The sequence below is a fragment of the Pseudooceanicola sp. NS-SX8 genome (genome assembly GCF_057380755.1).
Genome location: NZ_CM170819.1, coordinates 3,040,574 through 3,065,654, shown reverse-complemented (window position 1 = coordinate 3,065,654; position 25,081 = coordinate 3,040,574). Strand labels below are relative to the sequence as shown.

The 25,081-nt window shown below is 65.3% G+C and carries 18 protein-coding genes and 1 tRNA gene; 11 read left to right on the top strand and 8 right to left on the bottom strand.

Annotated features, from left to right (window positions below; translation table 11 throughout):
- Positions 1-198: 198 nt before the first annotated feature.
- Positions 199-459: a hypothetical protein gene (locus AC2IR1_RS14015; RefSeq protein ID WP_486472586.1), complete on the top strand. Its 261-nt coding sequence runs from the start codon at positions 199-201 to the stop codon at positions 457-459.
- 237 nt (positions 460-696) lie between these two features.
- Here the strand turns inward: AC2IR1_RS14015 and AC2IR1_RS14010 are convergent, their stop codons facing one another.
- The 3 genes from AC2IR1_RS14010 to AC2IR1_RS14000 all read right to left on the bottom strand — a co-directional run bounded on the left by AC2IR1_RS14010 (position 697) and on the right by AC2IR1_RS14000 (position 4,472).
- Positions 697-2,382: a GIY-YIG domain-containing protein gene (locus AC2IR1_RS14010; RefSeq protein WP_486472585.1), complete on the bottom strand. Its 1,686-nt coding sequence runs from the start codon at positions 2,380-2,382 to the stop codon at positions 697-699.
- Positions 2,383-2,748: 366 nt separating this feature from the next.
- The gene (locus tag AC2IR1_RS14005) at positions 2,749-3,672 is read right to left on the bottom strand and encodes a hypothetical protein (RefSeq protein WP_486472584.1); all 924 of its coding nucleotides are present in this window, start codon (positions 3,670-3,672) and stop codon (positions 2,749-2,751) included.
- Entirely contained in the window at positions 3,672-4,472 is an 801-nt protein-coding gene (locus AC2IR1_RS14000) for a HipA family kinase (protein ID WP_486472583.1), read from the bottom strand. The genes AC2IR1_RS14005 and AC2IR1_RS14000 overlap by 1 nt, the downstream gene beginning before the upstream one ends.
- Positions 4,473-4,790: 318 nt before the next feature.
- Between AC2IR1_RS14000 and AC2IR1_RS13995 the strand changes: the two genes are divergently transcribed.
- The gene (locus tag AC2IR1_RS13995) at positions 4,791-5,312 is read left to right on the top strand and encodes a hypothetical protein (RefSeq protein ID WP_486472582.1); all 522 of its coding nucleotides are present in this window, start codon (positions 4,791-4,793) and stop codon (positions 5,310-5,312) included.
- 36 nt (positions 5,313-5,348) lie between these two features.
- Here the strand turns inward: AC2IR1_RS13995 and AC2IR1_RS13990 are convergent, their stop codons facing one another.
- The gene (locus AC2IR1_RS13990; protein WP_486472581.1) at positions 5,349-6,170 is read right to left on the bottom strand and encodes a hypothetical protein; all 822 of its coding nucleotides are present in this window, start codon (positions 6,168-6,170) and stop codon (positions 5,349-5,351) included.
- Positions 6,171-6,469: 299 nt separating this feature from the next.
- Between AC2IR1_RS13990 and AC2IR1_RS13985 the strand changes: the two genes are divergently transcribed.
- Positions 6,470-6,679 carry a hypothetical protein gene (locus AC2IR1_RS13985; protein WP_486472580.1) on the top strand — a complete coding sequence of 70 codons (210 nt, stop codon included), beginning with the start codon at positions 6,470-6,472 and terminating at the stop codon, positions 6,677-6,679.
- 321 nt (positions 6,680-7,000) lie between these two features.
- Here the strand turns inward: AC2IR1_RS13985 and AC2IR1_RS13980 are convergent.
- A tRNA-Gly gene (locus AC2IR1_RS13980) sits at positions 7,001-7,074 on the bottom strand.
- A 358-nt stretch (positions 7,075-7,432) separates the two neighbouring features.
- Positions 7,433-9,496 carry an ASKHA domain-containing protein gene (locus AC2IR1_RS13975; RefSeq protein WP_486472579.1) on the bottom strand — a complete coding sequence of 688 codons (2,064 nt, stop codon included), beginning with the start codon at positions 9,494-9,496 and terminating at the stop codon, positions 7,433-7,435.
- A gap of 298 nt (positions 9,497-9,794) precedes the next feature.
- On the opposite strand from AC2IR1_RS13975, the gene AC2IR1_RS13970 reads away from it, so the two are divergent.
- Positions 9,795-11,375, top strand: coding sequence for a hypothetical protein (locus tag AC2IR1_RS13970; protein ID WP_486472578.1), 1,581 nt, complete (start codon positions 9,795-9,797; stop codon positions 11,373-11,375).
- Positions 11,376-11,478: 103 nt separating this feature from the next.
- Entirely contained in the window at positions 11,479-12,927 is a 1,449-nt protein-coding gene (gene guaB, locus AC2IR1_RS13965; protein ID WP_486472577.1) for an IMP dehydrogenase, read from the top strand.
- Between the two features lie 188 nt (positions 12,928-13,115).
- Here guaB and AC2IR1_RS13960 read toward each other — a convergent pair whose 3' ends face one another.
- Positions 13,116-14,045, bottom strand: a complete 930-nt coding sequence (locus AC2IR1_RS13960) for a carbohydrate kinase family protein (RefSeq protein ID WP_486472576.1) — start codon at positions 14,043-14,045, stop codon at positions 13,116-13,118.
- Between the two features lie 715 nt (positions 14,046-14,760).
- Here AC2IR1_RS13960 and AC2IR1_RS13955 point away from each other — a divergent pair.
- From AC2IR1_RS13955 to AC2IR1_RS13945, 3 genes are all read left to right on the top strand, one after another.
- The gene (locus AC2IR1_RS13955) at positions 14,761-16,173 is read left to right on the top strand and encodes an FAD-binding oxidoreductase (RefSeq protein WP_486472575.1); all 1,413 of its coding nucleotides are present in this window, start codon (positions 14,761-14,763) and stop codon (positions 16,171-16,173) included.
- Positions 16,173-17,339 carry an RsmB/NOP family class I SAM-dependent RNA methyltransferase gene (locus AC2IR1_RS13950; RefSeq protein ID WP_486472574.1) on the top strand — a complete coding sequence of 389 codons (1,167 nt, stop codon included), beginning with the start codon at positions 16,173-16,175 and terminating at the stop codon, positions 17,337-17,339. The genes AC2IR1_RS13955 and AC2IR1_RS13950 overlap by 1 nt, the downstream gene beginning before the upstream one ends.
- A 117-nt stretch (positions 17,340-17,456) precedes the next feature.
- Positions 17,457-19,793: a hybrid sensor histidine kinase/response regulator gene (locus tag AC2IR1_RS13945; RefSeq protein ID WP_486472573.1), complete on the top strand. Its 2,337-nt coding sequence runs from the start codon at positions 17,457-17,459 to the stop codon at positions 19,791-19,793.
- On the opposite strand, the gene AC2IR1_RS13940 is transcribed toward AC2IR1_RS13945, so the two are convergent.
- On the bottom strand, positions 19,790-20,404 hold the full coding sequence (locus AC2IR1_RS13940; protein ID WP_486472572.1) for a gamma-glutamyl kinase: 615 nt from the start codon (positions 20,402-20,404) through the stop codon (positions 19,790-19,792). The genes AC2IR1_RS13945 and AC2IR1_RS13940 overlap by 4 nt on opposite strands.
- Positions 20,405-20,583: 179 nt before the next feature.
- Here AC2IR1_RS13940 and recA point away from each other — a divergent pair, with 179 nt between their 5' ends.
- The 3 genes from recA (at position 20,584) to AC2IR1_RS13925 (ending at position 25,028) form a co-directional block, all read left to right on the top strand.
- Complete coding sequence (gene recA / locus AC2IR1_RS13935) at positions 20,584-21,663, top strand: recombinase RecA (protein ID WP_486472571.1); 1,080 nt, start codon at positions 20,584-20,586, stop codon at positions 21,661-21,663.
- A gap of 406 nt (positions 21,664-22,069) precedes the next feature.
- Entirely contained in the window at positions 22,070-24,721 is a 2,652-nt protein-coding gene (gene alaS / locus AC2IR1_RS13930; RefSeq protein WP_486472570.1) for an alanine--tRNA ligase, read from the top strand.
- Positions 24,722-24,731: 10 nt separating this feature from the next.
- Positions 24,732-25,028 (top strand): DUF1330 domain-containing protein, encoded by a 297-nt coding sequence (locus AC2IR1_RS13925; RefSeq protein WP_486472569.1) that lies wholly within the window; start codon positions 24,732-24,734, stop codon positions 25,026-25,028.
- Positions 25,029-25,081: the final 53 nt, after the last annotated feature.

Genomic DNA, 25,081 nt, shown 5'->3' with positions numbered 1-25,081 from the left:
GACCCTTCTGAGGGTGCTGCCCTTCCATCGCTTGGACGGCGAGGAGGATTGGCTATTGGAGTGGTGCAGTTCGAAGAATGGCCGTACTTGCGTCTCCGGCCTCAGGTCCCGAGGGGTGATTTGGACGACCGCCGAGGCCTACCTCGCCTCCATCGAGAAGGCCCGTGCCCGGCTCACCGCAAACCTTGAGAGAACCTCATGACAATCACGACGACCCGCTTCACCGTCACGAATGCCGCCTACACGCCCGTCGCGCAAGGCTGCGCCAATGCATCAATCCGCCCCCTTTCGACCGGCGGCCTTCGCCTGATCGGGAGCGCCGCGCTCCCGGCACCGGGCGCGACCGCATTTGCGCCATTGGTCCAGCGCGAAGATTTCCAGAACCTCGATACTGAAACCGATGTGCTTTATCTGCGCGCCGAGGGCGAAGACGTGGCCGTTGTCGTGTTGACGTGGTAGCGAATGGGTGGCGTGTGGCGGCTCCTCGCCGCGCGCCGTCATGTCGTCCAAGGTCCGCTGGATGACGCCCGGATCGGCTGCCTCTGCGTCCCGGATCTGGCGCGCCACGTGGATCTCGTCGCGGCGGAGGCCAAGGTCGGCGGCGGTTGCCGGGACTGCGTTGCGGTCGTCAACGCAGTCAGGCCGACCGCCACCCTTCGATACCTCCCCCCGCTCTTGCGCGGCGTCATACTCTTCCTACACCCTATCGAAACGGACCCAGGAAGAGGCATCGTCGCCTGTCATCCTGTGGGCGGCTTTCCTGAAGCCAGCATCCATCCACGCCTTGGCTTGAGGATGGCCGCCATTCGCCCACCAAACCGCGACGTGGGACCGCGACGAAGTTGGCAGGCTTGTCTCAAGGATCTGCTCCATTGTCGCGAAGCTGAGCGTTTCTGCCTGCTGCGAGGCTGGGAGCGACAGCAGATACGTGTTGAGTGGCGTGTACTTACCATAGTCGCCGGGCCGTCGCGTGGCGGCTACGTGCAACTTGGCTTCGACCTCCGGGACGGCACCGACATTCTCGGGATTGGTTTCTGCCTCTGAAGGGATTTCGCCTGCGGTCATCACCAAGGCCAGCTCGTAGTGCCAGTTGGTGCGCGTGTTCGTGTCGAAACGGCGCATCTCGACGCCCGGGATGACCGGAGCATCGGAGAGGGAGTGGTATGCAATCCGCTTGCCGGAATAGCTTCGGGAAAGCCGTTCGAAGGCCGGCAAGTAGCTGCGTCCGCCGACGAAAACCAGCTCTGCATCGGTGTCTTGGGGAAGCATTTTGAAGTCCAGCCAACCTTCGTCGCTTTGGCGCAGGGCATGATCCGGCGTACCCGGCGACCGGCTGAAGGTGACGTCGTAGTTCGGCAGCAGGAAATCGCTTCTCACGATGCCCCAGCAGGCCGACAGGATGTACGCGTGGTCGGTCAACCTACCGAGGCTTGCGTAGGCCGGGTTCGTGTAAAGCTGGCCAGCGGCATGGAGGCCGAAGGGGTTGCTTCCGGTCTCGCGATATCGGGCATTGTAGGCCAGAACAAAGCTCCGCCAGGTCTGGCCGTCATGGGCGATGTCATCAGGATGCACCGCGCGGGTGCCTGAAACCGAAGGAGCCAACGCAGGATCGGCCACGAACCGGATCTCTGTCCCATCGAGATCGAAGAACCACCCGCCGGGGCGCTTCGATTTCGCGCATTGCATGACGACACTTCGGGTGGTGGTTGCAGTTGGTGTCGCGGCACGTCCCGATGCGAGCTGCGCAAAGACCTTCAGGAAGCCCGGATCATAATCCTCTTCGACATGATTGCTGTTCCACAGCCCGGAAGAGCGGATTGACGCCCGGTCACTCATGTGCCCCAACCACCCCTGCGACGGGTGCTCCTGCCCTGCCAAAAGGGCGATTGCATTGCGTTCGATATATCCGCGCAGGGAGCTCCGACCAGGCGCATCGGGCACGTCCAGCCATGCGATTGTCATTTGTCCCAATACATCGCTGACCCGCGCTTCGAGATCGGCCTCGACTGCGCGCTGGTCCGGAGTGCCACACTTGTTGTCTCCCCAACCGGGAAGATCGGCTCCGGCTTTTCCTAGAAGCGCCCGTCCGACACGGTCGCGGAAAACGGATCCCCTGTGATTGCCGCCCTTGGGTGTAACCGTGCCGCGGTGCTGGCTCAGGCGCCCCCAGAGGGTGGACTTGCTCCCATCCGTCAACGCATGGGTGCCAATCCGGACAACTCGCTGGGAACCATCCGCACGCGTCTCGCCGTCTTCAAAGAAGAAGTAGACGCCGCGCTCAGGCCAAGCATTCTGTCCGCTGCATTCGCCCAGACGTCGTGTCGGCAGCTGCGTCAGGATGCTGTAAAAGGCCTCGACATCTTCCAACCGTTTCGATTGCATGGCTGCAAGATCCTTAACCCATTTGCCAATAGAACCAGCATGGCAATCATTCGGTGCAAAGACCATCCCCCCAAGGGAAGGACCCGGACATACGAATGCGCTGTTGAGCCAGTAGGACATCCAGAGCGGCGCAGAGCATCCTTGGTCGGGTCCTCCCGAGCCTCCACCATCTCGTCTAGCGCCCGCTCCGTCACGCCCGGATCGGCTGCCTCTGCGTCCCGGATCTGGCGCGCCTCGTGGATCTCGTCGCGGGGGTGGCAAAGGTCGGCGGCGGTGGCCTGTGTAACGTGGACCTCGGCAATCAGGCTGCTTTGCGCCTGCTTGGCCTTTGCTATGGGTCCGGCGTTCTTGGCCGCATTATAGGTGCTAGGCGACTTCTGTTTGAAGAATATGTTCGCCAATGTCTAAGACGCTGTCGAGCGCGCGAAGGCGGAGTTCTTCTTGATCAGCTTGCTCTTCGAGTGATTGATATGCTTCTTCCAAGTTCGCTTGCTGCTTTTCGGTGATCTGTGGGTCATCTTTGCGAGGGCGCTGTAGGATCATTTCATGCTGCCGCGCGAACTGTGCGCCTGGCTCTCGGTCGCGTTCGACCTTGAGGTCCCAGAGGCGACGCTTGATGAGATTTACGGACCCGCCAAGAGCGCTAGCTCGTAGTGTGCCGAAATTGGCGACCAGCTTCGATCCGGAAAAATCTATGACGATCTTATGGCTCGCTCCCTTCATTCGTCGTTGCCTGCCTTCACGCAGGTCAGGGCTGAAGAAGTTCGCGAAGCCCTCGCGCCGGGCCTTCACGTAGTCGCATACCAAGAATGGCAATCGGTCTCCGGTTCCCTCTGCGCCAGCGATGCTCAAATCCCGATCTTCGACAACCTCAAGCAATTCGGCCTTCGGCTCGACGTAGAGGGAGGACAGTGCCGCGAGCCAGCTCGTGGCGACGGTTTGAAGGCTGTACCCCTCGGCCTCTCGAACGTCACCGAAGACGATGCCAGACACAGCGGGATTGGGGCTTGTAATTGCCGCCTCTGCGCGTGTGGCTAAGTCATGTCGAAGGTGTTCACCCGCGACTTGTATCGCACTTACTGTGCCTGCGGCATCCTCGCCATAGAAGCATGTCAACCGGTCCAGTCGGTTTGCCCACTCTAGATGGAACCCCGGTCCATTGAATGCGGCTACGCCCACAACGAAGCGCTCATACGACCCGGAAATCGGCTCGAAGAGCACAGGGACCCACCGGGCGCGAACACTATCACGCAGCCTCGGGAACAGGTTTGTATCCAGTGAGACTTCCATCATACCATCGTCGGCACGCCGAGCGCCTTGCTTGCGAGGATCGGCACCTTAACGGCCCGCTTCTCTAGAAACTCTTTAAGGGCCTTCACATTTTTGACCGGCAGAAGTTCTGCAACGCGGCTGTTCTTCGAAGCTTCGGACGCGTCGAAGCCCGAAATCTCTGCCCCGAACTGCCGCACCTCGGTCGCCCGCTGCCGCTTCTGCTCTATCGGCAGGCGCGGCGTCAACCATTCACCTAGGCGGTTTCGATACTCGGCATCTGGGTCTAGTTGGTCTGCTTGCCAGTTCGGGCCGGTGAACGAGTGCCCATGGTCGATAAGCCAGAACTCACCCTTTCCGCCGAACAGAAGGTTTCCCGGATGCCTGTCTGTATTCGCGATCCAAGCATCATAAGCATATAGATCACCGAGGTCATCCCATTTGATGATTTCCCCAAGTAGCGCTAACTGCGCTGGTAGGTCCGATCCTTGAAGGTGATAGGTGATATTCGGGACTTTGACATCGGAGCTGACGAAAACAAGGTGCGATCCGTCTGTTGTGGATGGTGCCTTTTTCACGTCCAGAATGCCGGTGGTGACGAGGCCAAGGTAGCAGTCCGGGATTGGTAATCCGACCTCCCGAGCGACCGTGTGTGCGACAAGCTCGTTGCAAAGTTGGCAGAGGTCTAAGTCTTTAATGATCGCCTGCCGGATTGCCCCCTCAGAGGTCAGGACTTGCCCTCGAAATGTATCATTGACGTTGTTGCCGTGTTTGAAGCCGGTGGCCCCGAGAAGAACGGTTGCGAGTTGGATTGCGGGCATATTCAATCTATCAATCAAGGGCGAAGCTATCGATGCGATCCCTCATGGGGATAATGCCAAAGCATTTCGAGACTTTGACGTTTCGTCAAGATCACGCGATGATTACCTCTGACGGCGCTCCTGCCTTGCATACGCATGGGCGCTTTCTCTAACTATCTTGCAACGTTCATTCCGAAAGCTCCAGTTTCGTGCTAGATGTTGGGTGCTTTGCGCGCACGGTGCCCGTGACGATCTTTCACCCACTTGCCCGATGGAGCTTTCCCGGATGACGACGAGACCACGCCAGGACTACCGGCCCCATTCTGAGGAGAAGCGAGGATGAGGGATTGGCTGGACGATTTCGCGTCTGGCGGCTCTCTGCCAGCCCTCAATGCGGAGACCTGGACGCCGGAACGGGTGGGCGAGGTCATGATCGAGGCCGTCCGCTGGGCGCACTACACGGGCGGGCCTGTCGGCCCCGCCGGGTTCCGAGGTGCCAGCAGTGTTTTCAAGTTGCAATCCACCCTGGCCGATCATCTGGACGAAGGCTGGGGCCTGCCTGAGATCGCTGGGGATGACGAACCCGAAGAGCGCCGCCGGTGCATCCTGCCAGCGCCTGCGAAGGTCAGCGCCTTAGAGGCGGCCCTGCAATGGCCCGCCGACTACCTGATCCCCGCGAACGCCGGGGCTGCGGCGATCCTCAACGTGTGGGTGCGCTGCAAGGCATTCAGGCGCTCGTTCAACGGCACTGTGAAGCGCCGCAACACGATCAGCCGGGGCGCGGCCTACCGGCTCCGGGATCGGGGCCTCTCCCTCATATCCCAAGGCCTCGACCACGATGGGGTGCCGGTCGCAGTTTGATTATCCAAGAGGTCGTTATCGGATCGCTCCGACGTTTCACGGTATCGGGTGTGTTGCCACCTTGTACGGAAAAACGTCACCGAGATCACGGTCGAGGTCGAGGCCATTAAACAGGCGGAGCGGTTCCGTGGGGGCCCATAAGTTCACGCCTCCGGTATGAAATAGTACGAAGCCATGTTCGTGGGCCGCTCCCATTGAAATGGTTCCTCCAACAGTCTCGTCCAGGTTTTCTTCGATCATTTTTTCAATGACCTTATTTGGCGCTCGAAGCGAGGGCGGCACGCCATCTCTAGTGAGATCATCGTATGTTTTTTCGAATTCGCTCCTTCCGCTCCCTAGAACTAGCCACGTAGCGCCGTCTTCTGTCGGGGCTAGCGGGAAATCAATCTCAACCCTGAAGTCATTTTCACTTCCCTGCGGAGATATGTGGGCGACCTTCCAAGTCGAAGTATGCGGGCACCAGCCGAACAGCGCTGACCAAAATTTTCCGTCTCCACCCAGTTGGCGTCTTTCAATCATGAACTTCTGAGCTATCTTGCGGACGAATTCTGCGACTTCCTCGAAGCGGGGTGGGTTAGTCCGATTGCCTGGCCGCGCCAGCTGCTGAAGGAGAGTGGACGCAGTGATAGCTGTCATGGATGCCGGAGCGGCGCTTCCAGCATATACGAAGCCAAACTGCGTCCAGTAGTGTGGTGCCCGCAAATAACCCTCTATATCCTGAGCATGGATTGTAATAGGAATGGAGTGAATTTTTGCGACCATTTCGGTAACTACCTGATCTTGCTCGCCAGCAACCAATCTGCTGTCGGCGGCGCACCAAAGATGGTTACCCTGTTGCCAGATTGCCGCTACAGTCATGGCGCTCTCCAAATGCAAAATACTCCGATGTTCATACTTCAGGCCATCTTTGGGAGCAACGAATTGCCGTTGAGACGGTTTCCGTTTTGATCGTTGTTCGAGCATCGGTTTGCTCAACGTCACCTCGATGCTCCGATGGAGGGTTGGAAGAGATCGGACTTGTCCACGCGCCGGAGTTGGATTTCGGCCCTGGGTCGTTGGATTTGTCAGCATGTGGCAGGTGGGTTTGTTTCCACATTGCCCGGGTCGGTCCGGCTGGTGCATCGCCGCCTGGTGGCAATCCCACACTGGAGACCGACATGCCGACCACCACCATCAAGGCCCACCTCGATGCCGCTCTTGCCGCCTATGCTGCCGCCTGCCATGCCCAGGACCCGGAGGCGGTCGAGGACGCACTTGCTGCCGCCCATGCCGTCACGGGGGCCATGCTGCCCCGGCCCGCCGAGACGGTCGCGGCGCTGAAGCTGAAGGCAGAGCAGAGGCGATGGCGTGGGAGCTGGAAGGGGTGACGCCCGACGCCTTGCAGGCCGATGATGTGGCCCTTGGCGTGTTCCGGGGCTTGCTGGACGATATCGCAGGGCTGCGATGACCATAGCGGCCCGGCGCTCGGCATGCGCTTCCAGCGCGGGCCGTGGCGCTCGTGTCCCGGGTCTCTTCCTCTAGCAGGCCCACGTTCGCATGATCATGGGGTGGGCTTCGCGCCTGCTTTGCCGTCTGCAACACGTTTCTACATGTTTCATGGCGTATTGCCGGGGTTGGCTAGCGTGTTGGCTATCTAGTTGCCCATTTTCTGGGTTTCTATTTTAAAATCAATCACTTGTGGGGTTGATTGGAGCGGGTAGCGGGAATCGAACCCGCGCGTTCAGCTTGGGAAGCTGACAGGCTACCATTACATCATACCCGCCGCGCGAGGGATGAGGTATGGCAAGCCGGCGATCCCGTCAAGCGGGAAGTGTCACGGGGGGATCGGTTACGGGGGGATCGGTTGAAGGGCGTGGGGGCTGCGCGCGGCACCGGCGGGGCCAGCGGGACGGGGTGCCTCGTCCGGACGACCGGATGCGCTGTCCAATTCCGCCCCGAGCCGGAAAGTGCTGAGGTGCCTGGCCTGCTCTGGGCGGCTGGAGGTTTCGTGCGGAGAGCGGGGCGGTCTGCGCGGGTGGGCTCCTTCGTTCGGCGAGGCTGCGGGAGGGAAGTTGCGGACCAACTTCGCCAGGGGGGCGGCTCGATGCGGGCGCAGTGTGCCCAGGGTGTGCCAGGACGGATCAGCCGCGCCTGCGCCTGCGGGGGCGGCCATCGGTGCCGCCGGTGTTGAAGCTCACCTCCGGCAGGGTCACCAGGCGGGCCAGTTCGGGGAAGGGATCGGAGGCGTGGGGCAGGGCGTTGGCGGCCACGAAATGTGCCTGGAAGGACGGGGCGATGGCGGTTTCGATCTTGGTGATCCGGGCGACGTTCGCCTCCACCGCCGCGCGGGCGTCGATATCGCAGAGCGCGATGCGCGCGCCCGTGCCCGCGGCATTCCCGGCGGAGGTCACCCGGTCGAGCGGGGCGTCGGGGATCATGCCCAGCACCATGGCGTGCTTGGCCGAGATATGCGCGCCGAAGGCCCCGGCCAGCACGATGCGGTCGACGCGGTCCACGCCCATTTCGTCCATCAGCAGCCGGGCCCCGGCATAGAGCGCCGACTTGGCCAGCTGGATGGCGCGCACGTCGCCCTGGGTGACGGTGACGACCGGGCCGCCCTCTGCCGTGCCGTCATGCAGAAGGTAGGCATGGGTGCGCCCCTCGGGGCGGCAGCGGGGGCTGCCGGTCTGTTCGGCGGAGCCGATGAGGCCCGAGGCATCGAGGAGGCCCGCCATGCGCATTTCCGCCAGCACCTCGATGATGCCGGAGCCGCAGATGCCGGTGATCCCGGTGGCTGCGGTGGCCGCCGCGAACCCGGGATCGTCGGACCAGAGGTCGCAGCCGATGACGCGGAAGCGGGGGTCCTTCGTCACGGGGTCGATGCGCACCGCCTCGATCGCGCCGGGGGCCGCGCGCTGGCCGGAGCTGATCTGGGCGCCTTCGAAGGCGGGGCCGGTGGGCGAGGAGCAGGCGAGGACGCGGCTGCGGTTGCCCAGCAGGATCTCCGCATTGGTGCCGACGTCGATGATCAGCACGAGGTCGTCGGAGGTTTCGGGCGATTCCGAAAGGGCGACGGCGGCGGCATCGGCGCCGACATGGCCCGCGATGCAGGGCAGCAGGTAGGCGCGGGCGCGGGGATTGATGGTGGAGAGCTGCAGCTCCGCCGCGGGCAGGGAGAGGGCGGAGGAGCGGGCGAGGGCGAAGGGGGCCTGGCCCAGTTCGACCGGGTCGAGGCCCAGCAGGAGGTGGTGCATCACCGGGTTGCAGACGAGGGTCGCCTCGGTGATCAGGGCGGGGTCGAGGGCGGCTTCGGTGGCGAGGTCGGCAGCGAGGGTGGAGAGCGCTTCGCGGACGGCGCGGGTCATCTCTGCCTCGCCGCCGGGGTTCATCATCACGTAGGAGACCCGCGACATCAGGTCTTCGCCGAAGCGGATCTGCGGGTTCATGAGGCCGGAGGAGGCGCGGACCTCGCCGGTTTCGAGGTCGGTCAGGTGGGCGGCGATGGTGGTGGAGCCGAGGTCGATGGCGAGGCCGCAGAGCGGGCCGGTCTGCAGGCCGGGCCAGAGGTGCAGCAGGCGCGGTGGCGCGCCGGTGTGGTCGCGGTGGAGCGCCGCGGTGACCTTCCAGTCGCCCTTGCGCAGCGTCTTCTGCAGCAGCGCCAGCAGGGAGAGGTCCGCCGTGACGCCCTCGATCCCCCATTGTTCGGCAAGCGCGGCGGAGAGCCGTTCGAAATCACCCGAGGGATCGTGCATGTCGGGTTCGGCGACTTCGACGTAGAACAGCCGGGAGGCGGGGTTCATGGTGAGGGTGCGGGTGTCGGCGCGCTTGCGGATGACCTGGCGGTGGACCTGGCTTTCGGCGGGCACGTCGATGACCACGTCGCCCTGGATGGTCGCCTGGCAGCCGAGGCGGCGGCCCGGTTTCAGGCCACGGACACGGTCGTAGCGGTCTTCGACGGCGTTGACGGGGGAGAGGGCGGTTTCGGCGACATGCAGGCCATGCTTGGGGAAATCCCCGAAGGCCGGGGCGACCTGGCATTTCGAGCAGATTCCGCGCCCGCCGCAGACGGAGTCGAGGTCGACGCCCAGTTGCCGGGCGGCCTGCAGCACAGGGGTACCCGCAGGCACGCGCCCCCGTTTGCCCGAGGGGGTGAAGATGACGAGCGGGTCCTGATCGGTCATGGCATCGGTCACGGCACCGGTCATGGCGGGCCTTCCTTTCAGACAGGTTAGGCGAGGCGCGCGCGCGGTGAAAGCCCCGGGGCGACATGGCGGCGGGTGGGGGCGACATGGGATGCAGGACGGGCGGGACGCAGGACGGGCGGGGCGCAGTTGCCGGAGGAACCGGCAGGGTGAGGCCCTGCGGGCACGCAAGCCCCCGCCACGCCGCCGCGGCGATTGACGTGCTGGTCAGCGGTTCCTAGGACTGCCGGGCCTGCCCGGGTTCGCGCCGCCCGGACCGGTGAGATCAGGGGCAGGTCGCAGGGGCCAGGGGGCCGGCCGCATGAAACTTTCCGCCAATAACGCGATCTTCATGAACGTACTGCTGTGGAGCCTGTTTCCGCTGCTGACGATGCTGATCGGCCCGACCCAGGACATCTGGGCGGTGGCCTTCCTGAGCCAGCTTGTGGGGCTGCTGGTCAACTGGCCCTTCAGCGGCGCGCGGGCAATCCGCGACGTGACGGTGCGCGCCCTGCGGCAGGAGCCGCGCTATTTCTTCGTGATGGCGGCGGCCTCTGTCTTCCTGCAGTATTTCTTTGCCCGCTCCGCCGAGATCGTGTCCGGCGCGGTGTCCATCGTGATCCTGGAGCTTTGGCCGGTGCTGGCCTACGTCTTTGCCGGTCGCTTCATCCAGAAGGAGTGGGAGCGTCCGACGGTGGCCAACCTGGCGGTGCTGGCGATGAGCGTGCTGGGGCTGATCGTGGTGATCTTCCCCGAGCTGGTGGACGCGCGCCGGGCCACGGCGGGTGCCACGGCGGGCGAGTGGGAGGTGAGCGTGTCGCTGCCCGCGGCCCTTGGTGTGGGCTTTGCGGTGCTGGCGGCCGTCGCCTCTGCCGCGACGATCCTTCAGACGGAGCTGGCCCGGCGGGTGTCGCCGGTCAAGACCATGGGCGATGCCGCGGCCATGGTGGGCGCGCTTCGTGTGGCGGGGATGGTGATCTGCGGCGTGATGGCCCTGCTGACCGGGGCGGATTTCGGCGATCCGGTGACCTGGGAACTGGGGCTGGGGTTCGGCGTGACGGGCTTTGGCCTGGCATCTCTGCTGGCGGTCTACGGCGTCAACTTCTCTCGCAGCACGTCTTCGATCCTGCTGTGGTTCCTGGCGCCGCCCCTGGGCCTGTTCTGGGTCGCGGCGATCCATGGCGGACGGATCGAGGAAACCACGCTGGTGGGCTTTGCCATCATCTTTTTGGCCAACTGCTTCCTGAACACGGCGGAGCTGCGGCGGCCGTCGTTCATCGTGTCGCTGTGCGCGCTCCTGCTGGCGGGCATCGGCGTGCTGTACCTGCCGATCCTGCCAGGGGAGGACTACTACGACGTGATCGGGGTGCTGGTCGCCTTCTTCTCCATCTTCACGGCCTTCATCGTGTCGCGCAAGACGGAGGTCTTCGCCCAGGAAGCGCATATGCTGGCGGAGGCCTGCGAGGGCTGTGACGCCCCCACGCGGGCCCGTCTGATCGAAGGGCTGGAGCGGGGTGAGCCGGGCAGGGATCGCGCCGATCCGTTGCTGGAACGGCTGGTGCTGCTGCGAGCGGCCTCGCCCTACTATTCCGAGACGATCGTTTCGACGATCCTCGCGGTGGCGGTGATCCTGATCGCGCTGATGTTCCGGACCGGGTCCCTTCTGGGGGATGCCTTTGCGGTGGTGCTGGTCTTTTCCGTGGCCTATTCGCTGATGCACCTTTACGAGATGACGTCCCGGCGGCGCGCCTGGCGGCGCCTGGCGGAGCTGTTGCGGCAGGATCCGGTTGTCCTGGCGCGCAGGCGGCGTCAGCTGGTGCTTTTCTGTTTCGTGGTGGCGGCGCTGCTGGTGGCCATTGCGGTGCTGCTGACCGATCGGCATCTGCACAACCTGTTGTCCTGAAACGCACCATTGCGCGGGGGCGGTGCAGGCATTTTCGCCTTTTACCTCCTCCCAAGACATGCAATAGGGAAGCGCCAAGTGATCTTGTCCATGGAGTGACCCGATGGAGATTCGCGAGGCTCTCACCTTCGATGACGTACTACTCGTACCTGCAGCTTCTTCCGTTCTGCCCAGCACGGCGGACACGAGGACGCGGGTAACCAAGCGGATTTCCATGAATATCCCGCTGCTGAGCTCGGCCATGGATACCGTGACCGAGGCGAAGATGGCCATCACCATGGCCCAGGCCGGCGGGATCGGCGTGATCCACAAGAACCTGAGCGTGCTGGAGCAGGCGCAGGAAGTGCGGCGGGTGAAACGTTTTGAAAGCGGTATCGTCTACAACCCCGTGACGCTGACGCCGGATCAGACCCTGGCGGATGCCAAGGCCCTGACCGAGCGCTACGGCTTCACCGGCTTCCCCGTCGTCGACAAGGACCACAAGGTTGTCGGCATCGTCACCAACCGCGACATGCGCTTTGCCCAGAAGGACGAAACGCCGGTTCGGGTGATGATGACGAGCCAGAACCTGGCCATCCTGGTAGAGCCGGCGGACCGCCAGCAGGCGATCGAGATGATGCGCGAGCGACGGATCGAGAAGCTGCTGGTGACCGACAAGAGCGGCAAGCTGACCGGGCTGCTGACCCTGAAGGATACCGAGAAGGCCGTCCTGAACCCCACCGCCTGCAAGGATGACCTGGGCCGGCTGCGGGTGGCTGCGGCCACGGGCGTCGGCGAGGCCGGTTTCGAACGTTCCGAAGCCCTGGTGGATGCCGGGGTCGACATCCTGGTGATCGACACCGCCCACGGCCACAGCGAAGGCGTGGTCGCGGCGGTGAGCCGGGCCAAGCAGCTGTCCAACGATGTGCAGATCATCGCGGGCAACGTGGCCACGGCCGATGCCACCAAGGCGCTGATCGCGGCAGGGGCGGATGCGGTGAAGGTCGGTATCGGGCCCGGATCCATCTGCACCACCCGCATGGTGGCCGGTGTCGGCGTGCCGCAGCTGACCGCGATCATGGATTGCGCCAAGGCGGCGGGCGACGTGCCGATCATCGCGGATGGCGGCATCAAGTTCTCGGGCGATTTCGCCAAGGCGATTGCCGCCGGGGCGAGCTGCGCCATGGTCGGCAGCATGATCGCCGGCACGGATGAAAGCCCGGGCGAGGTGATCCTGTACCAGGGCCGGTCGTTCAAGTCCTATCGCGGCATGGGCAGCATGGGCGCCATGGCGCGCGGCTCCGCCGACCGTTACTTCCAGAAGGACGCGGCAAGCGACAAGCTGGTCCCCGAAGGGATCGAAGGCCAGGTGCCCTACAAGGGGCCCGCAGGCGCCGTCATTCACCAGCTGGTGGGCGGTCTGCGCGCGGCCATGGGCTACACCGGGAATGCCACGGTGGACGACATGCGCATGGGCTGCAACTTCGTGAAGATCACCGGCGCCGGCCTGTCCGAAAGCCATGTCCACGACGTGCAGATCACCCGCGAAAGCCCGAACTACCGGATCGGCTGATCCGGCGGCATCGCCATCGCTGAACTTGAATCGCCCGCTCCGGCTTTCCGGGGCGGGCGTTTTCCGTCTGGTCGCGATACGTCTCGCCGGGATCGGGCGAAATGTCGGGAATGCGCAAGCGGAGGGGCCGCGGGGCAGGTGATCCCGATTTCCTTTGCCGGGGGCAGGGATCGCTTAGGGCAAGCGGGTCAGGCGGCCAGTTCGGTGCGCCAGGGCGGGTTGGCGCCTGCGCGGGACACGGTGACCGCGGCCACCTGCGCGCCGAAGTCCATGGCGCGGGCCAGGGCCTCGTCCGGGATGGCGGCAAGTCGTGCCTTGTCGAGCAGCCCCTGGTCCGCGAGGCTGGCCAGAAGGCCCGCGTTGAAGGTGTCGCCGGCACCGACGGTATCGACGACCTCTGCCCGCCGGGAGGGGACGTGCAGTTCCCCTCCGGCGCGGAAGGCGGTCGCGCCCTCGGCCCCGCGGGTCAGCACGACGATCGCGCCGGTGCGCGCCTGCAGGGCGCGGGCCTGCGCATCGCTGTCGCCATCGGTGGGGTGCAGCCACTCCAGATCCTCGTCGGAGATCTTGATGATGTCCGCGCAGGGCAGCATCCGGTCCATGCGGTCGCGGAACCTGGCCTCGTCCCGGATGAAACCGGGGCGGATGTTGGGGTCTATCATCACCAGGTGATCTGAGGCTTCGCGCGTGCAGAGCGCGGCGTAGGTTTCGGCGCCCGGTTCCACGGCGAGGGAGATGCCGCCGAAGTAGAGCGCGGCGCAGCTGTCGGGCAGTGCGGGCAGGTCGGCCGGGGTGATCATGCGTCCGGCGGAGTTTTCATCGTGAAAATCGTAGGTGGCGCTACCGTTCCTGAGAGTGACATAGGCCATGGTGGTGGGCCGGTCGGCACGGATCAGCAGGGAGGTGTCCACGCGGCTGTCTTGGAGCGCTGCGACGAGCCTTTGCCCGAAGAGATCGTTGGAAATGCCGGAAATCATGCCGCAGGCCTGATCCAGTCGCCCCAGGGCCACGGCCGTATTGAAGACGGCGCCGCCGACATGGGGCACGTAGGCGGCACGGCCATCGGCGGTTTCGGCGGGGATCATGTCGATCAGGGCTTCGCCGCAGCAGATCAGCATTCCGGTCTCTCCTCGGGACGTCTCGGGCGGCTCCTCTGCCGCGCTTCGTGAGGGCAAGCTTTATGCCAAACGCCGGGTTCGGTCGAGAAGGCAACTTCGCTTTCCGCAGTGCGCGGCGGTCGGGGCGCGGGTGCGTGGCGGTTTTCGCAGGGATTTGTCCCGGCCCCCTGTACGTAAGGCTGTGGATAACTCTGGGGGTTGTTGGGGAGTTTCCGTTGGACAAGGGCGGAGTGTGGTGGAGGCGGCTGGGTGACCTTGGGGAAATGGGATTCCGGACGATGCCGCGCTGTCTGGATGGTGTGTTGCGCCGCGTTTTGGAAATATCAATATATAATGGTGGCTTGACTTCTGAAGCTAATCTGAAGCGTGAGGCTGTCGCGCTGGCGTCCGCGTGCCGTGCGCCGGGGCGCCCTGCGCTCCGAAGCGCCGGAAAGGTGGATTTTCCCTGGGTGGGGAGAAACGTGGATATCCTGTTTGTCTTTTTCGATAGGTTGGGACGCGGGCGCAGGGCGTCTGTGGCGCGTCCGGCGCCGGCGGGATTTCAACGCAAGCTCAATGACTTGCCGTTTGGGGCGGGGGGATTTGCTTGCGTGACCGCCCGCGCCCGGGCGTCGATCCGGGGGGTGATTCCGGGGCGGTGCTTGCCTCGACAGGCGCTGGAGAGTAGGGGAAAGTCCTCTGCCCCGGGGGCGGAGCGAATTTTCAGGAGGCTGCGATGAACCAGTGGGTCAAACCGGAAGAGACCGCCGTGACTTCGGTCCGGGAGGCGCTGTCGGCGCTTCTGGGGGAGCGGCTTCAGACCGGCCAGGCAATCCGGGAGCAGCACGCGAACACGGCGACGGGCCGGGGCACGCAGGCGCCGGACATGGTCGCCTGGCCCGAAAGCACGGCAGAGGTGTCGGCGATCCTGAAGGCCTGCTGGACCCATGGGGTGCCGGTGATCCCCTTCGGCGCGGGGTCGTCGCTGGAAGGGCAGCTGAATGCGCCGATCGGCGGGGTGTCCATCGACATGAGCCGGATGGCTTCTGTACTGGAAACCCATCCCGAAGACCTGTTGGCGGTCGTGCAGCCCGGTATCACGCGCAAGCGCCTGAACGAGGAGCTGCGCGCGACGGGCCTGACCTTCCCGATTGATCCGGGCGCCGATGCCTCGGTCGGGGGCATGTGCGCGACGCGGGCGTCGGGGACCAATGCGGTGCGTTACGGCACCATGGCCGACAATGTGCTGGCGCTGGAAGTCGTGCTGGCGGATGGCACGGTGATCCGGACCGGGACGCGGGCAGCGAAATCGGCTGCGGGCTATGACCTGACGCGGCTGATGATCGGCTCCGAAGGGACGCTGGGGGTGATCACCGAGGCGACGCTGCGCCTGCGTGGCATCCCGGAGACGGTTCTGGGCGGGATCGCGGCCTTCCCCGACCTCGACAGCGCCGTGGCGACGGTGATCTTGCTGGTTCAGATGGGCCTCGACATCGGGCGGGTGGAGCTGCTGGATGCGATGCAGATCCGCGCCTGCAACGCCTACAGCAAGCTGGACCTGGAAGAGACGGTGACCCTGTTCTTCGAATGCACCGGGAGCGAGGCGGTGGCGAAGGACACGGCGGAAACCTTTGCCGAATTGGCCAAGGATGCCGGGGCGACCCATATCGACTGGTCCAGCGATCCGGACACGCGCAACAAGCTCTGGGCGGCCCGGCACGACAGCTACTGGGCTGCGCTGGCGCTGCGGCCCGGGTGCAAGGGGCTGGTTTCGGATGCCTGCGTGCCGATTTCGGCCCTGGCGGAGAATATCGCGGCCGCCCAGGAAGACCTGCTGGCCAAGGGGCTGGTGGGCACGATCCTGGGTCATGTGGGCGATGGCAATTTCCACGTCGTGCTGATGACCGATCCGGAGGATGCCGAGGAGGCGGCGAAAGTCGATGACTTCCTGCATGGCATCACGCTGCGGGCGCAGGCCGCCGGTGGCACCTGCACCGGGGAGCACGGGATCGGGCAGGGCAAGATGGGCGCGCTGGCCGAAGAGGCCGGGGCTGCCATCGCGGCGATGCAGGCGGTGAAGGCGGCGCTGGATCCCAGGGGCATCCTGAACCCGGGCAAGATCTTTGACATGACGGCGGGGGGCCACTGATGCAGCCTGCCGCGCGCATTGCCGCCGCCGCCGAAATCCTCGACCTCATCCTGCGGGGCGAGGCCGCCGAAAAGGCGCTGACCACCTGGGCGCGCAATGCGCGCTATGCCGGATCGAAGGATCGGGCCGCCGTGCGGGATCACGTCTTCGACGCCCTGCGCTGCCTGACGAGCTTTGCCGCGCTTGGCGGTGCCCCCACCGGCCGTGGCGTGATGATCGGCCTGCTGCGGGCGGAGGGCCGCGACCCGGCGGAGGTTTTCACCGGGGAGGGGCATGCGCCTGCTGCGCTCACCGAGGCGGAGCTGGCGGGCGGTGCGCTGCCCGATGATCCGGCGGAGCGGCATGACATTCCGGGCTGGGCCTGGGATGATTTCGCCGCCTCCCTGGGCGAAGATGCCGTGGCCGTGGCTGAGGCCCTGCGGGCCCGCGCGCCGGTGCATGTGCGGGTGAACCGTGCCGTGACCTCCCGCGCGGGGCTGATTGCGGATCTGGCGGAAGAAGGCATCACCGCGGTGCCGGTCGACCTGGCGGCAGGCGCGCTGGAGGTGACCGAGGGCGCGCGCAAGCTGCAGCGCACCGCGGCCTGGGAAGATGGCCGGTTCGAGATGCAGGATGCGGCCAGCCAGGCGATTTGCGAAGCCGTGCCCCTATCTGACGGGATGCGGGTTCTGGACTACTGCGCGGGCGGGGGCGGCAAGTCCCTGGCATTGGGCGCGCGGGCGGATCTGAAGCTTTACGCCCATGATGCCGCGCCGCAACGGATGAAGGATCTGCCTGCCCGGGCCCGCCGTGCCGGGTTGCGCGTGGAGCTGCTGGAAACGGCCCAGGTCGCCGGCAAGGCGCCCTATGACCTGGTGTTCTGCGATGTGCCCTGTTCGGGAAGCGGTGCATGGCGTCGTGCGCCTGAGGGCAAGTGGCGCCTGACCCGTGAGCGGCTGGAGGAGCTGACGCGCATCCAGGCCGGGATCCTTGACGAAACCGCGCCCCTGGTCGCGCCGGGTGGGCGGCTTGCCTATGCCACCTGTTCGCTGTTCGACGCCGAGAACGGTGCCCAGGTGGAGGCTTTCCTGTCGCGGCATCCCGGCTGGCGGCTGGACGGCAGCCTGCGCCTGACCCCGCTGGACGGGGGCGACGGGTTCTTCCTGGCCCAGCTGTTGCGCGACTAAAGTCGCAAGCGCACGGTGGCGGACGCCATAGGCGCAATGCGCAACGCCTGTTAATCTCTGTTTAAGCTCTTCCATCGCAGTTTGGCGTGGTTGCCGGAGATTGGTCAGGAGGGCGCATTGGCGGAAATCGGCACGCAGAGTGGCAGGTTTGACCCGTTCGGGCGGGAGCCCGGCGCGCGGACCGCTGCGATCGTCACGGTGAGTTTCCTGTTCGTGGTCCTGGCCGCTGTCGTGCCGGAGACGCGGCTGTCGCTTGCGCTGCTGCTGAGCGGGGTGAGCCTGGCGGCCCTGGCGGGCATGAAGGCCTGGCGGTATCGGCAGCGCGGCGTGCCCCTGTCCGATCAGGCCCCGGATCTGCGCGCCCTGCTGGAGGATGATCCCCTTCCCGCGCTGATCAGTGGCCCGGAGGGGGAGGTGCTTTTTGCCAATGCGGCGGCCACGCTTCTGTCCGATGCCCCGCGAGACGGCGAAGCGCCGAGTGTTCCGCAGACGGTCGAGGCCCTGCTGGCCGTCCGGATCGACGCGCCCGCCGCCCTGTTGCGGCGGCTGCAGACCGCCCTGGGGCGGAGCGGCGCGGCGAGTGAGGACCTGGTGACGCGGACGGGGCACCTGCGCCTGTCGGGGCAGGCGCTGGACGGCGGGCAGGTGCTTTGGCGGCTGGAAGAGCTGGAGCCCCCGGAGCCCGAGATGCCAGAAGACCTTCCGGTGCTTTCGGTCGGGCAGGGCGATGCGATCCTCTACATGAACACCCCGGCGCGCACGCTGGCCGGCGGGCGTCTGCGGCGGCTGGATGAACTGGTGGTCGACGGCCCGGAAGGGCCCGAGGGCCGGGTTGTGCTGCGCACCGCCGAAGGCGCGGAGACCCGGCTTCTGCGGGAGGAACCCCGCGCGGGCGGGCGGCGGGAAATCCGCCTGCTGCCCCTGCCGCGGGAGGTGCCGGAACAGGACGGCTCCGCGATCTGGTCCATGGTGGATGCGCTGCCCCTGGCGATCCTGCGCCTGTCCAGCGCGGGCATGATCGAACTGGCCAACGACGCTGCCTGCCAGTTGCTGAGCATTTCGCGCTATCCCGAGCTGAGCCTGGGGGATCTGACCGAAGGGCTTGGCCGGTCGATCCCGCAATGGCTGTCCGAAGCGGCGGCACAGGGGCCGGACGGCGGGCCGAAGCCGCATTCGGAATTCCTGCGGCTGTCACGCTCCGAACTGGAGGTCTTCGTGCAGGTGACGGTGCGGCCGGTGATCCATGAAGGACGCGTGGCGCTGATCGCGGTGCTGTCGGATGCGACTGAGCTGAAGACGCTGGAAGCGCAATTCGTGCAGAGCCAGAAAATGCAGGCCATCGGGCAGCTGGCCGGTGGCGTGGCGCATGATTTCAACAACCTGCTGACCGCGATCACGGGCCATTGCGATCTGCTGCTGCTGCGGCACGACCAGGGCGATCCGGATTACGCGGACCTCATCCAGATCAACCAGAATGCCAATCGGGCGGCCTCTCTCGTCGGGCAGTTGCTGGCCTTCTCCCGCAAGCAGACCCTGCGGCCGGAAACGCTTGATCTGCGCGATACCCTGTCGGACCTGACCCACCTGCTGAATCGCCTGGTCGGGGAAAAGGTGACCCTGTCGCTGAGCCATGATCCGGTCCTGCCGCAGATCCGGGCGGACAAGCGGCAGCTGGAACAGGTGCTGATGAACCTGGTGGTGAATGCGCGCGACGCGATGCCGGAGGGCGGCGAGATCCGCATCACGACCGAGGTGCTGGAGCTGGAGGACGAGATGAAGCGGGACCGGGCCATGGTGGCGCCGGGCCGCTATGTCAGTGTGCGCGTCGATGACACCGGCTGCGGCATTCCCCCGGACAAGCTGCCGAAGGTGTTCGAGCCCTTTTTCACCACCAAGCGGGTGGGTGAGGGGACCGGGCTGGGCCTGTCGACGGCCTATGGCATCGTGAAGCAATCCGGCGGGTTCATTTTCGTCGATTCCACCCCGGGCGAGGGGACGAGCTTCACCCTGCTGTTCCCCGCGCGCGACGCGATGGAAGCCGTGGAGGCCGAAGCCGCGCCGCCCAGGCTGGAGGAGATCGCCGCGCGGGGGGACGGGGTCGTCCTGCTGGTCGAGGACGAGGCCCCGGTCCGCGCCTTCGCCAGCCGCGCGCTGCGTCTGCGCGGCTATTCCGTCCTGGAGGCGGAAAATGCCGAGCAGGCCCTGGAAACGCTGAAATCCACGACGCGAAAGATCGATGTCTTCGTGACCGACGTGATCATGCCGGGCATGGATGGGCCAAGCTGGGTCCGTGAAGCGTTGAAGACCCACCCGGAGACCCGGGTTGTCTTCGTTTCCGGCTATGCCGAGGACAGTTTCGCGGAGAGCGCGTCGAAGATCCCGAACTCGGTCTTCCTGCCGAAACCATTCTCCCTGGCGGAGCTGACGGAGACGGTGCAGGCGCAGATGCGTTAGCGACCCTGGTGACCGCCCATGGGGATCGACGCGTAGAGGTCGAATTCCTCGGCATGCTTGCGGCGCAGCTTTGCCTCGACCGCGGGGGAAAGGCTGAGCGTCATCTCGGGCGAGACATTCTCACGCTCGGTCTCGAACCGGGTGTCCAGGCGTGTTTCGAGGAAACCGCGCAGGGAGGCCTGGTCGTCGTAGCGGAAGAGCCGGGTCGCGCAGGTGCCGTTCCCGGCGGGTTCGAGGAACTTCGCCTGGCTGCCGACATTGGCGAAACCGGGCCGCTGGCCCTTGCAGTATCCCTCGACGAAGGTGTCGAAGCTGATCCCGTGGGTGGCGTTCGGGTGGCCTTCCATGAAGGGGCGCTGACGGAAGCGGTACCAGGAGCCGAGCCAGGAGACAGGCTCCCGGACAACGGCCAGGATATCGACGTCATCGCTGATGAACTTGTCCACCATGGGGCGGAAAAAGCGGTTGTAGCGATAGACGGGGGCATGTTTCAGCTCAGGCGGATTGGCGATCACCAGGTCCGCCAGCGGCGCAAGGGCAGATTCGTAGGCGGTTGTTCCGGTCTTGGGCACCGAGAGGAACACCAGCCGTGCCTTGGAAAAAACAAGCATTCACATCCCCTTAGCTCTCTCCTGAGAGCGTAAACTACTCTTTAACCATCTCTGCGCAAAGTCGGGAAACAAAGAATTAGATTGAAATGTTCTCGTTTTGCCCTCATGTTCCCGGAACAAGAGGCGAACATAGGCAGCAATTGCCGCCCCATCCCGGGTATGAAATAAGGGTGCAGAAAATGGCAACGGCAGATCTTCTTTCCATGAATTCCAAGAAAGACCCCAACAAGCAGAAGGCGCTGGATTCGGCGCTCGCGCAGATCGAACGCCAGTTCGGCAAGGGCTCGATCATGAAACTGGGCGGCAAGGATGCCATCCAGGAGATCGAGGCGACGTCCACCGGCTCGCTGGGTCTGGACATCGCGCTCGGCATCGGCGGCCTGCCCAAGGGCCGGATCATCGAGATCTACGGTCCGGAAAGCTCGGGCAAGACGACGCTGACGCTGCACTGCGTGGCCGAGGAGCAGAAGAAGGGCGGCGTCTGCGCCTTCGTCGACGCGGAACATGCGCTGGATCCGGGCTATGCCCGCAAGCTGGGCGTGGACCTGGACGAGCTTCTGATCTCCCAGCCCGACACCGGCGAACAGGCGCTGGAAATCACCGACACGCTGGTGCGGTCCGGCGCGGTTTCCATGGTCATCGTCGACTCGGTCGCGGCGCTGACGCCGAAGTCCGAACTGGAAGGCGACATGGGCGACTCGAGCGTGGGCGTGCATGCCCGCCTGATGTCCCAGGCCATGCGCAAGCTGACCGGTTCGATCGCGCGGTCCAACTGCATGGTGATCTTCATCAACCAGATCCGGATGAAGATTGGCGTGATGTTCGGCTCGCCCGAGACGACCACGGGCGGCAACGCGCTGAAGTTCTACAGCTCCGTCCGCCTCGACATCCGCCGTATCGGCGCGATCAAGGACCGGGACGAGGTCGTCGGCAACTCCACCCGCGTCAAGGTGGTGAAGAACAAGGTGGCCCCGCCCTTCAAGCAGGTCGAATTCGACATCATGTATGGCGAGGGCATTTCCAAGACCGGCGAGCTGCTGGACCTGGGCGTGAAGGCCGGCGTGGTCGAGAAATCGGGCAGCTGGTACAGCTACGGCGACGAGCGGATCGGGCAGGGGCGTGAGAACGCCAAGACCTTCCTGAAGGAGAACCCCGACCTGGCCTTTGAGGTCGAGGACAAGATCCGGGCCGCCCACGGGCTGGATTTCGGCGCGGGCTACAAGGACGACGGCGACAACGACGACGTGATGGAGGGCTGAGGCCCGAGACGGATCCGCGACGGGGCGTGCAGAAGGCCGCCCCGGGCCGGTGCCGGGGCAGACTAGCGAGAGGAGCGGCCTTCGGGCCGCTCTTTTTCATTTCCGGGGGCAGATCCTGGTTGCGGGATGGCGTGCAGCTGACCTGGGGATTTGGGTATGTGGGGGGGAGATCCGGGTTTTGAGAAGTCGGGGAAGGCGCGGGCGAAGGGGGGATGACGGCAGATTGGATCGGGGTGAAGGTGGATTGCATCCACCCTACGGGCAGCCGGGGGCGGTGGTTTCGGGGCGAGGACGCGCGCCGGCAGGTGCATTTCCATGGGCCAAGCCTGCGGGGGCGGTAGACACTTCTGCCACCGCCCGCTACATCAGCGGGACCGTCAGGCAACCGGAACAAGGGCCGCCCGAAATGAAGACGCTGAACGAGATCCGCTCGACCTTCCTGAACTATTTCGAGAAGCAGGGACATACGATTGTCCCTTCCTCTCCGCTGGTTCCCCGGAATGATCCGACGCTGATGTTTGCGAACTCCGGCATGGTGCAGTTCAAGAACTGCTTCACCGGGGTCGAACATCGCGACTATTCCCGAGCGACCACCGCCCAGAAATGCGTGCGCGCCGGGGGCAAGCACAACGACCTCGACAACGTCGGCTACACCGCGCGTCACCACACCTTCTTCGAGATGCTCGGCAACTTCTCCTTCGGGGATTACTTCAAGACCGAGGCGATCCCCTTTGCCTGGGAGGTGGTGACCAAGGAATTCGGGATTCCGAAGGACAAGCTCTACACCACCGTCTACCACACCGATGACGAGGCGTTCGAGCTGTGGAAGAAGATCGGGGTTCCGGAAGACCGGATCATCCGGATCGCCACGTCGGACAACTTCTGGCAGATGGGCCCGACCGGCCCCTGCGGCCCCTGCACCGAGATCTTCTATGATCATGGCGAAAAGTTCTGGGGTGGCCCTCCGGGATCGCCGGAAGAGGACGGTGACCGCTTCATCGAGATCTGGAACGTCGTCTTCATGCAGAACGAGCAGTTCGAGGACGGCTCGATGCGGGCGCTGGACATGCAGTCCATCGACACCGGCATGGGCATCGAACGGGTCGCGGCGCTGCTGCAGGGCACCAACGACAACTATGGCACCGACCTGATGCGCGCGCTGATCGAGGCCTCGGCCCATGCGACCAGCACCGAACCCGACGGCCCCGGCAAGACCCATCACCGGGTGATCGCGGACCACCTGCGCTCCACCTCCTTCCTGATCGCCGATGGCGTGATGCCGTCGAACGATGGTCGTGGCTACGTGCTGCGCCGCATCCTGCGTCGCGCTGCGCGCCACGCGCACCTGCTCGGCTCCCAGGATCCGCTGATGTACCGGCTGGTGCCGGAACTGGTGCGGCAGATGGGCGAGGCCTATCCGGAACTGCGCCAGGCCCAGAGCCTGATCGAGGAAACGCTGAAGCTGGAAGAGACCCGCTTCAAGCAGACGCTGGACCGCGGTCTGAAGCTGCTGGACGACGAGCTGTCGGGCCTGCCCGAGGGCGCGGAGCTGCCGGGGACATCGGCCTTCAAGCTGTACGACACCTACGGCTTCCCGCTGGACCTGACGCAGGACGCCCTGCGCGAGAAGGGCCGCGCGGTCGACACCGACGGTTTCGACGCCGCCATGGCCGAGCAGAAGGCCAAGGCGCGCGCCGCCTGGGCGGGCACGGGCGAGGCGGCTGACCAGGCCGTCTGGTTCGATATTGCCGAGCATCACGGTGCCACCGATTTCCTGGGCTACGACACCGAGACGGCCGAGGGCCAGATCATCGCCGTGGTGAAGGACGGCGCGCAGGTCGACAGCATCGCCAAGGGCGAGACCGTCACCCTGGTGCTGAACCAGACCCCGTTCTACGGCGAAAGCGGTGGCCAGGTGGGCGACACCGGCGAGATCCGCACCGAAAGCGGCAAGGTTACCGTGACCGACACCCGGAAGGTGGCCGGCGTCTTCCTGCACATCGGCGAAGTGACCGAGGGCAGCGTGAAGAAGGGCGAAGCCGCGGTGCTGGAGGTCGATCACGACCGCCGGTCGAAGATCCGCGCCAACCACTCCGCCACCCACCTGCTGCACGAGGCCCTGCGCGAGGCGCTTGGCGATCACGTGGCGCAGCGTGGCTCTCTGAATGCGCCGGACCGCCTGCGCTTCGACTTCAGCCATGGCCATGCCATGACGGCCGAGCAGTTGGCCCAAGTGGAGCGGGAGGTGAACGCCTTCATCCGCCAGAACACGCCCGTAGAGACCCGGATCATGACCCCGGACGACGCCCGCGCCATCGGTGCCCAGGCGCTGTTCGGCGAAAAGTACGGTGACGAGGTGCGCGTCGTGTCGATGGGCAATGCGCCGACCGGCAAGGGCGCCAAGGGCGATACCTGGTCGATCGAGCTCTGCGGCGGTACCCACGTGGCGCGCACGGGCGATATCGGGGCCTTCGCCCTGACCGCCGAAAGCGCCTCTTCGGCCGGTGTGCGCCGGATCGAGGCCCTGACCGGCGCGGCCGCCATGGCCGAGCTGCGCGGGCGTGACCTGACGCTGACCTCGATCGAGGGGATGCTGAAGGCCCATGGTGCCGAGGCCGTGGACCGCGTGAAGGCGCTGATGGATGACCGCAAGCGGCTGGAAAACGAGGTGGCCCAGCTGAAGCGGGAGATCGCCATGGGCGGCGGCGAGGGCAATGGCCCGGCCGTGGAAGAGGTCAATGGCGTCAAGTTCCTGGGCCAGGCGCTGCAGGGCGTTTCGGGCAAGGACCTGCGCGCGCTGATCGATGCGCACAAACAGCGGATCGGGTCCGGTGTCGTGCTGCTGGTGGCGGAAGACGAGGGCAAGGTGGCCGTGGCCGCCGGTGTCACCGATGACCTGACCGGAAAGGTTTCCGCCGTGGACGTGCTGAAGGCAGCGGTGCCTGCCGTCGGCGGCAAGGGCGGCGGTGGCCGTCCGGACATGGCCCAGGGTGGCGGCAAGGACTTTGCCGGTGCCGAAGAGGCGCTGGCGGCCGGCCGCGCCGTTCTGGAAGCGTAAGGAGAGCAACATGCCCGAAGCCTATTGGATCGCCCATGTCCATGTGACCGACGAGGAGGCCTACGCCCGCTATGCGAAGCTGGCCGGCCCCGCCATCGCCAAGCACGGTGGCAAGTTCCTGGCCCGCGGCGGCCGCTACGTGCAGCTGGAAGGCAACGACCGGTCGCGCAACGTGGTTGCGGTTTTCCCGTCGCTGGAAGAGGCCGAGGCCTGCTATCGCGGGCCCGACTACCAGGAAGCGCTGAGCCATGCGCGCGGCGCCTCGGAACGCGATCTGATGATCGTCGAGGGCTTCGATCCGGAGTGATCGCGCCCGAGATGCAGGGATCTAGGGAAAAGCTGCGCCAAGAGCGCGGCTTT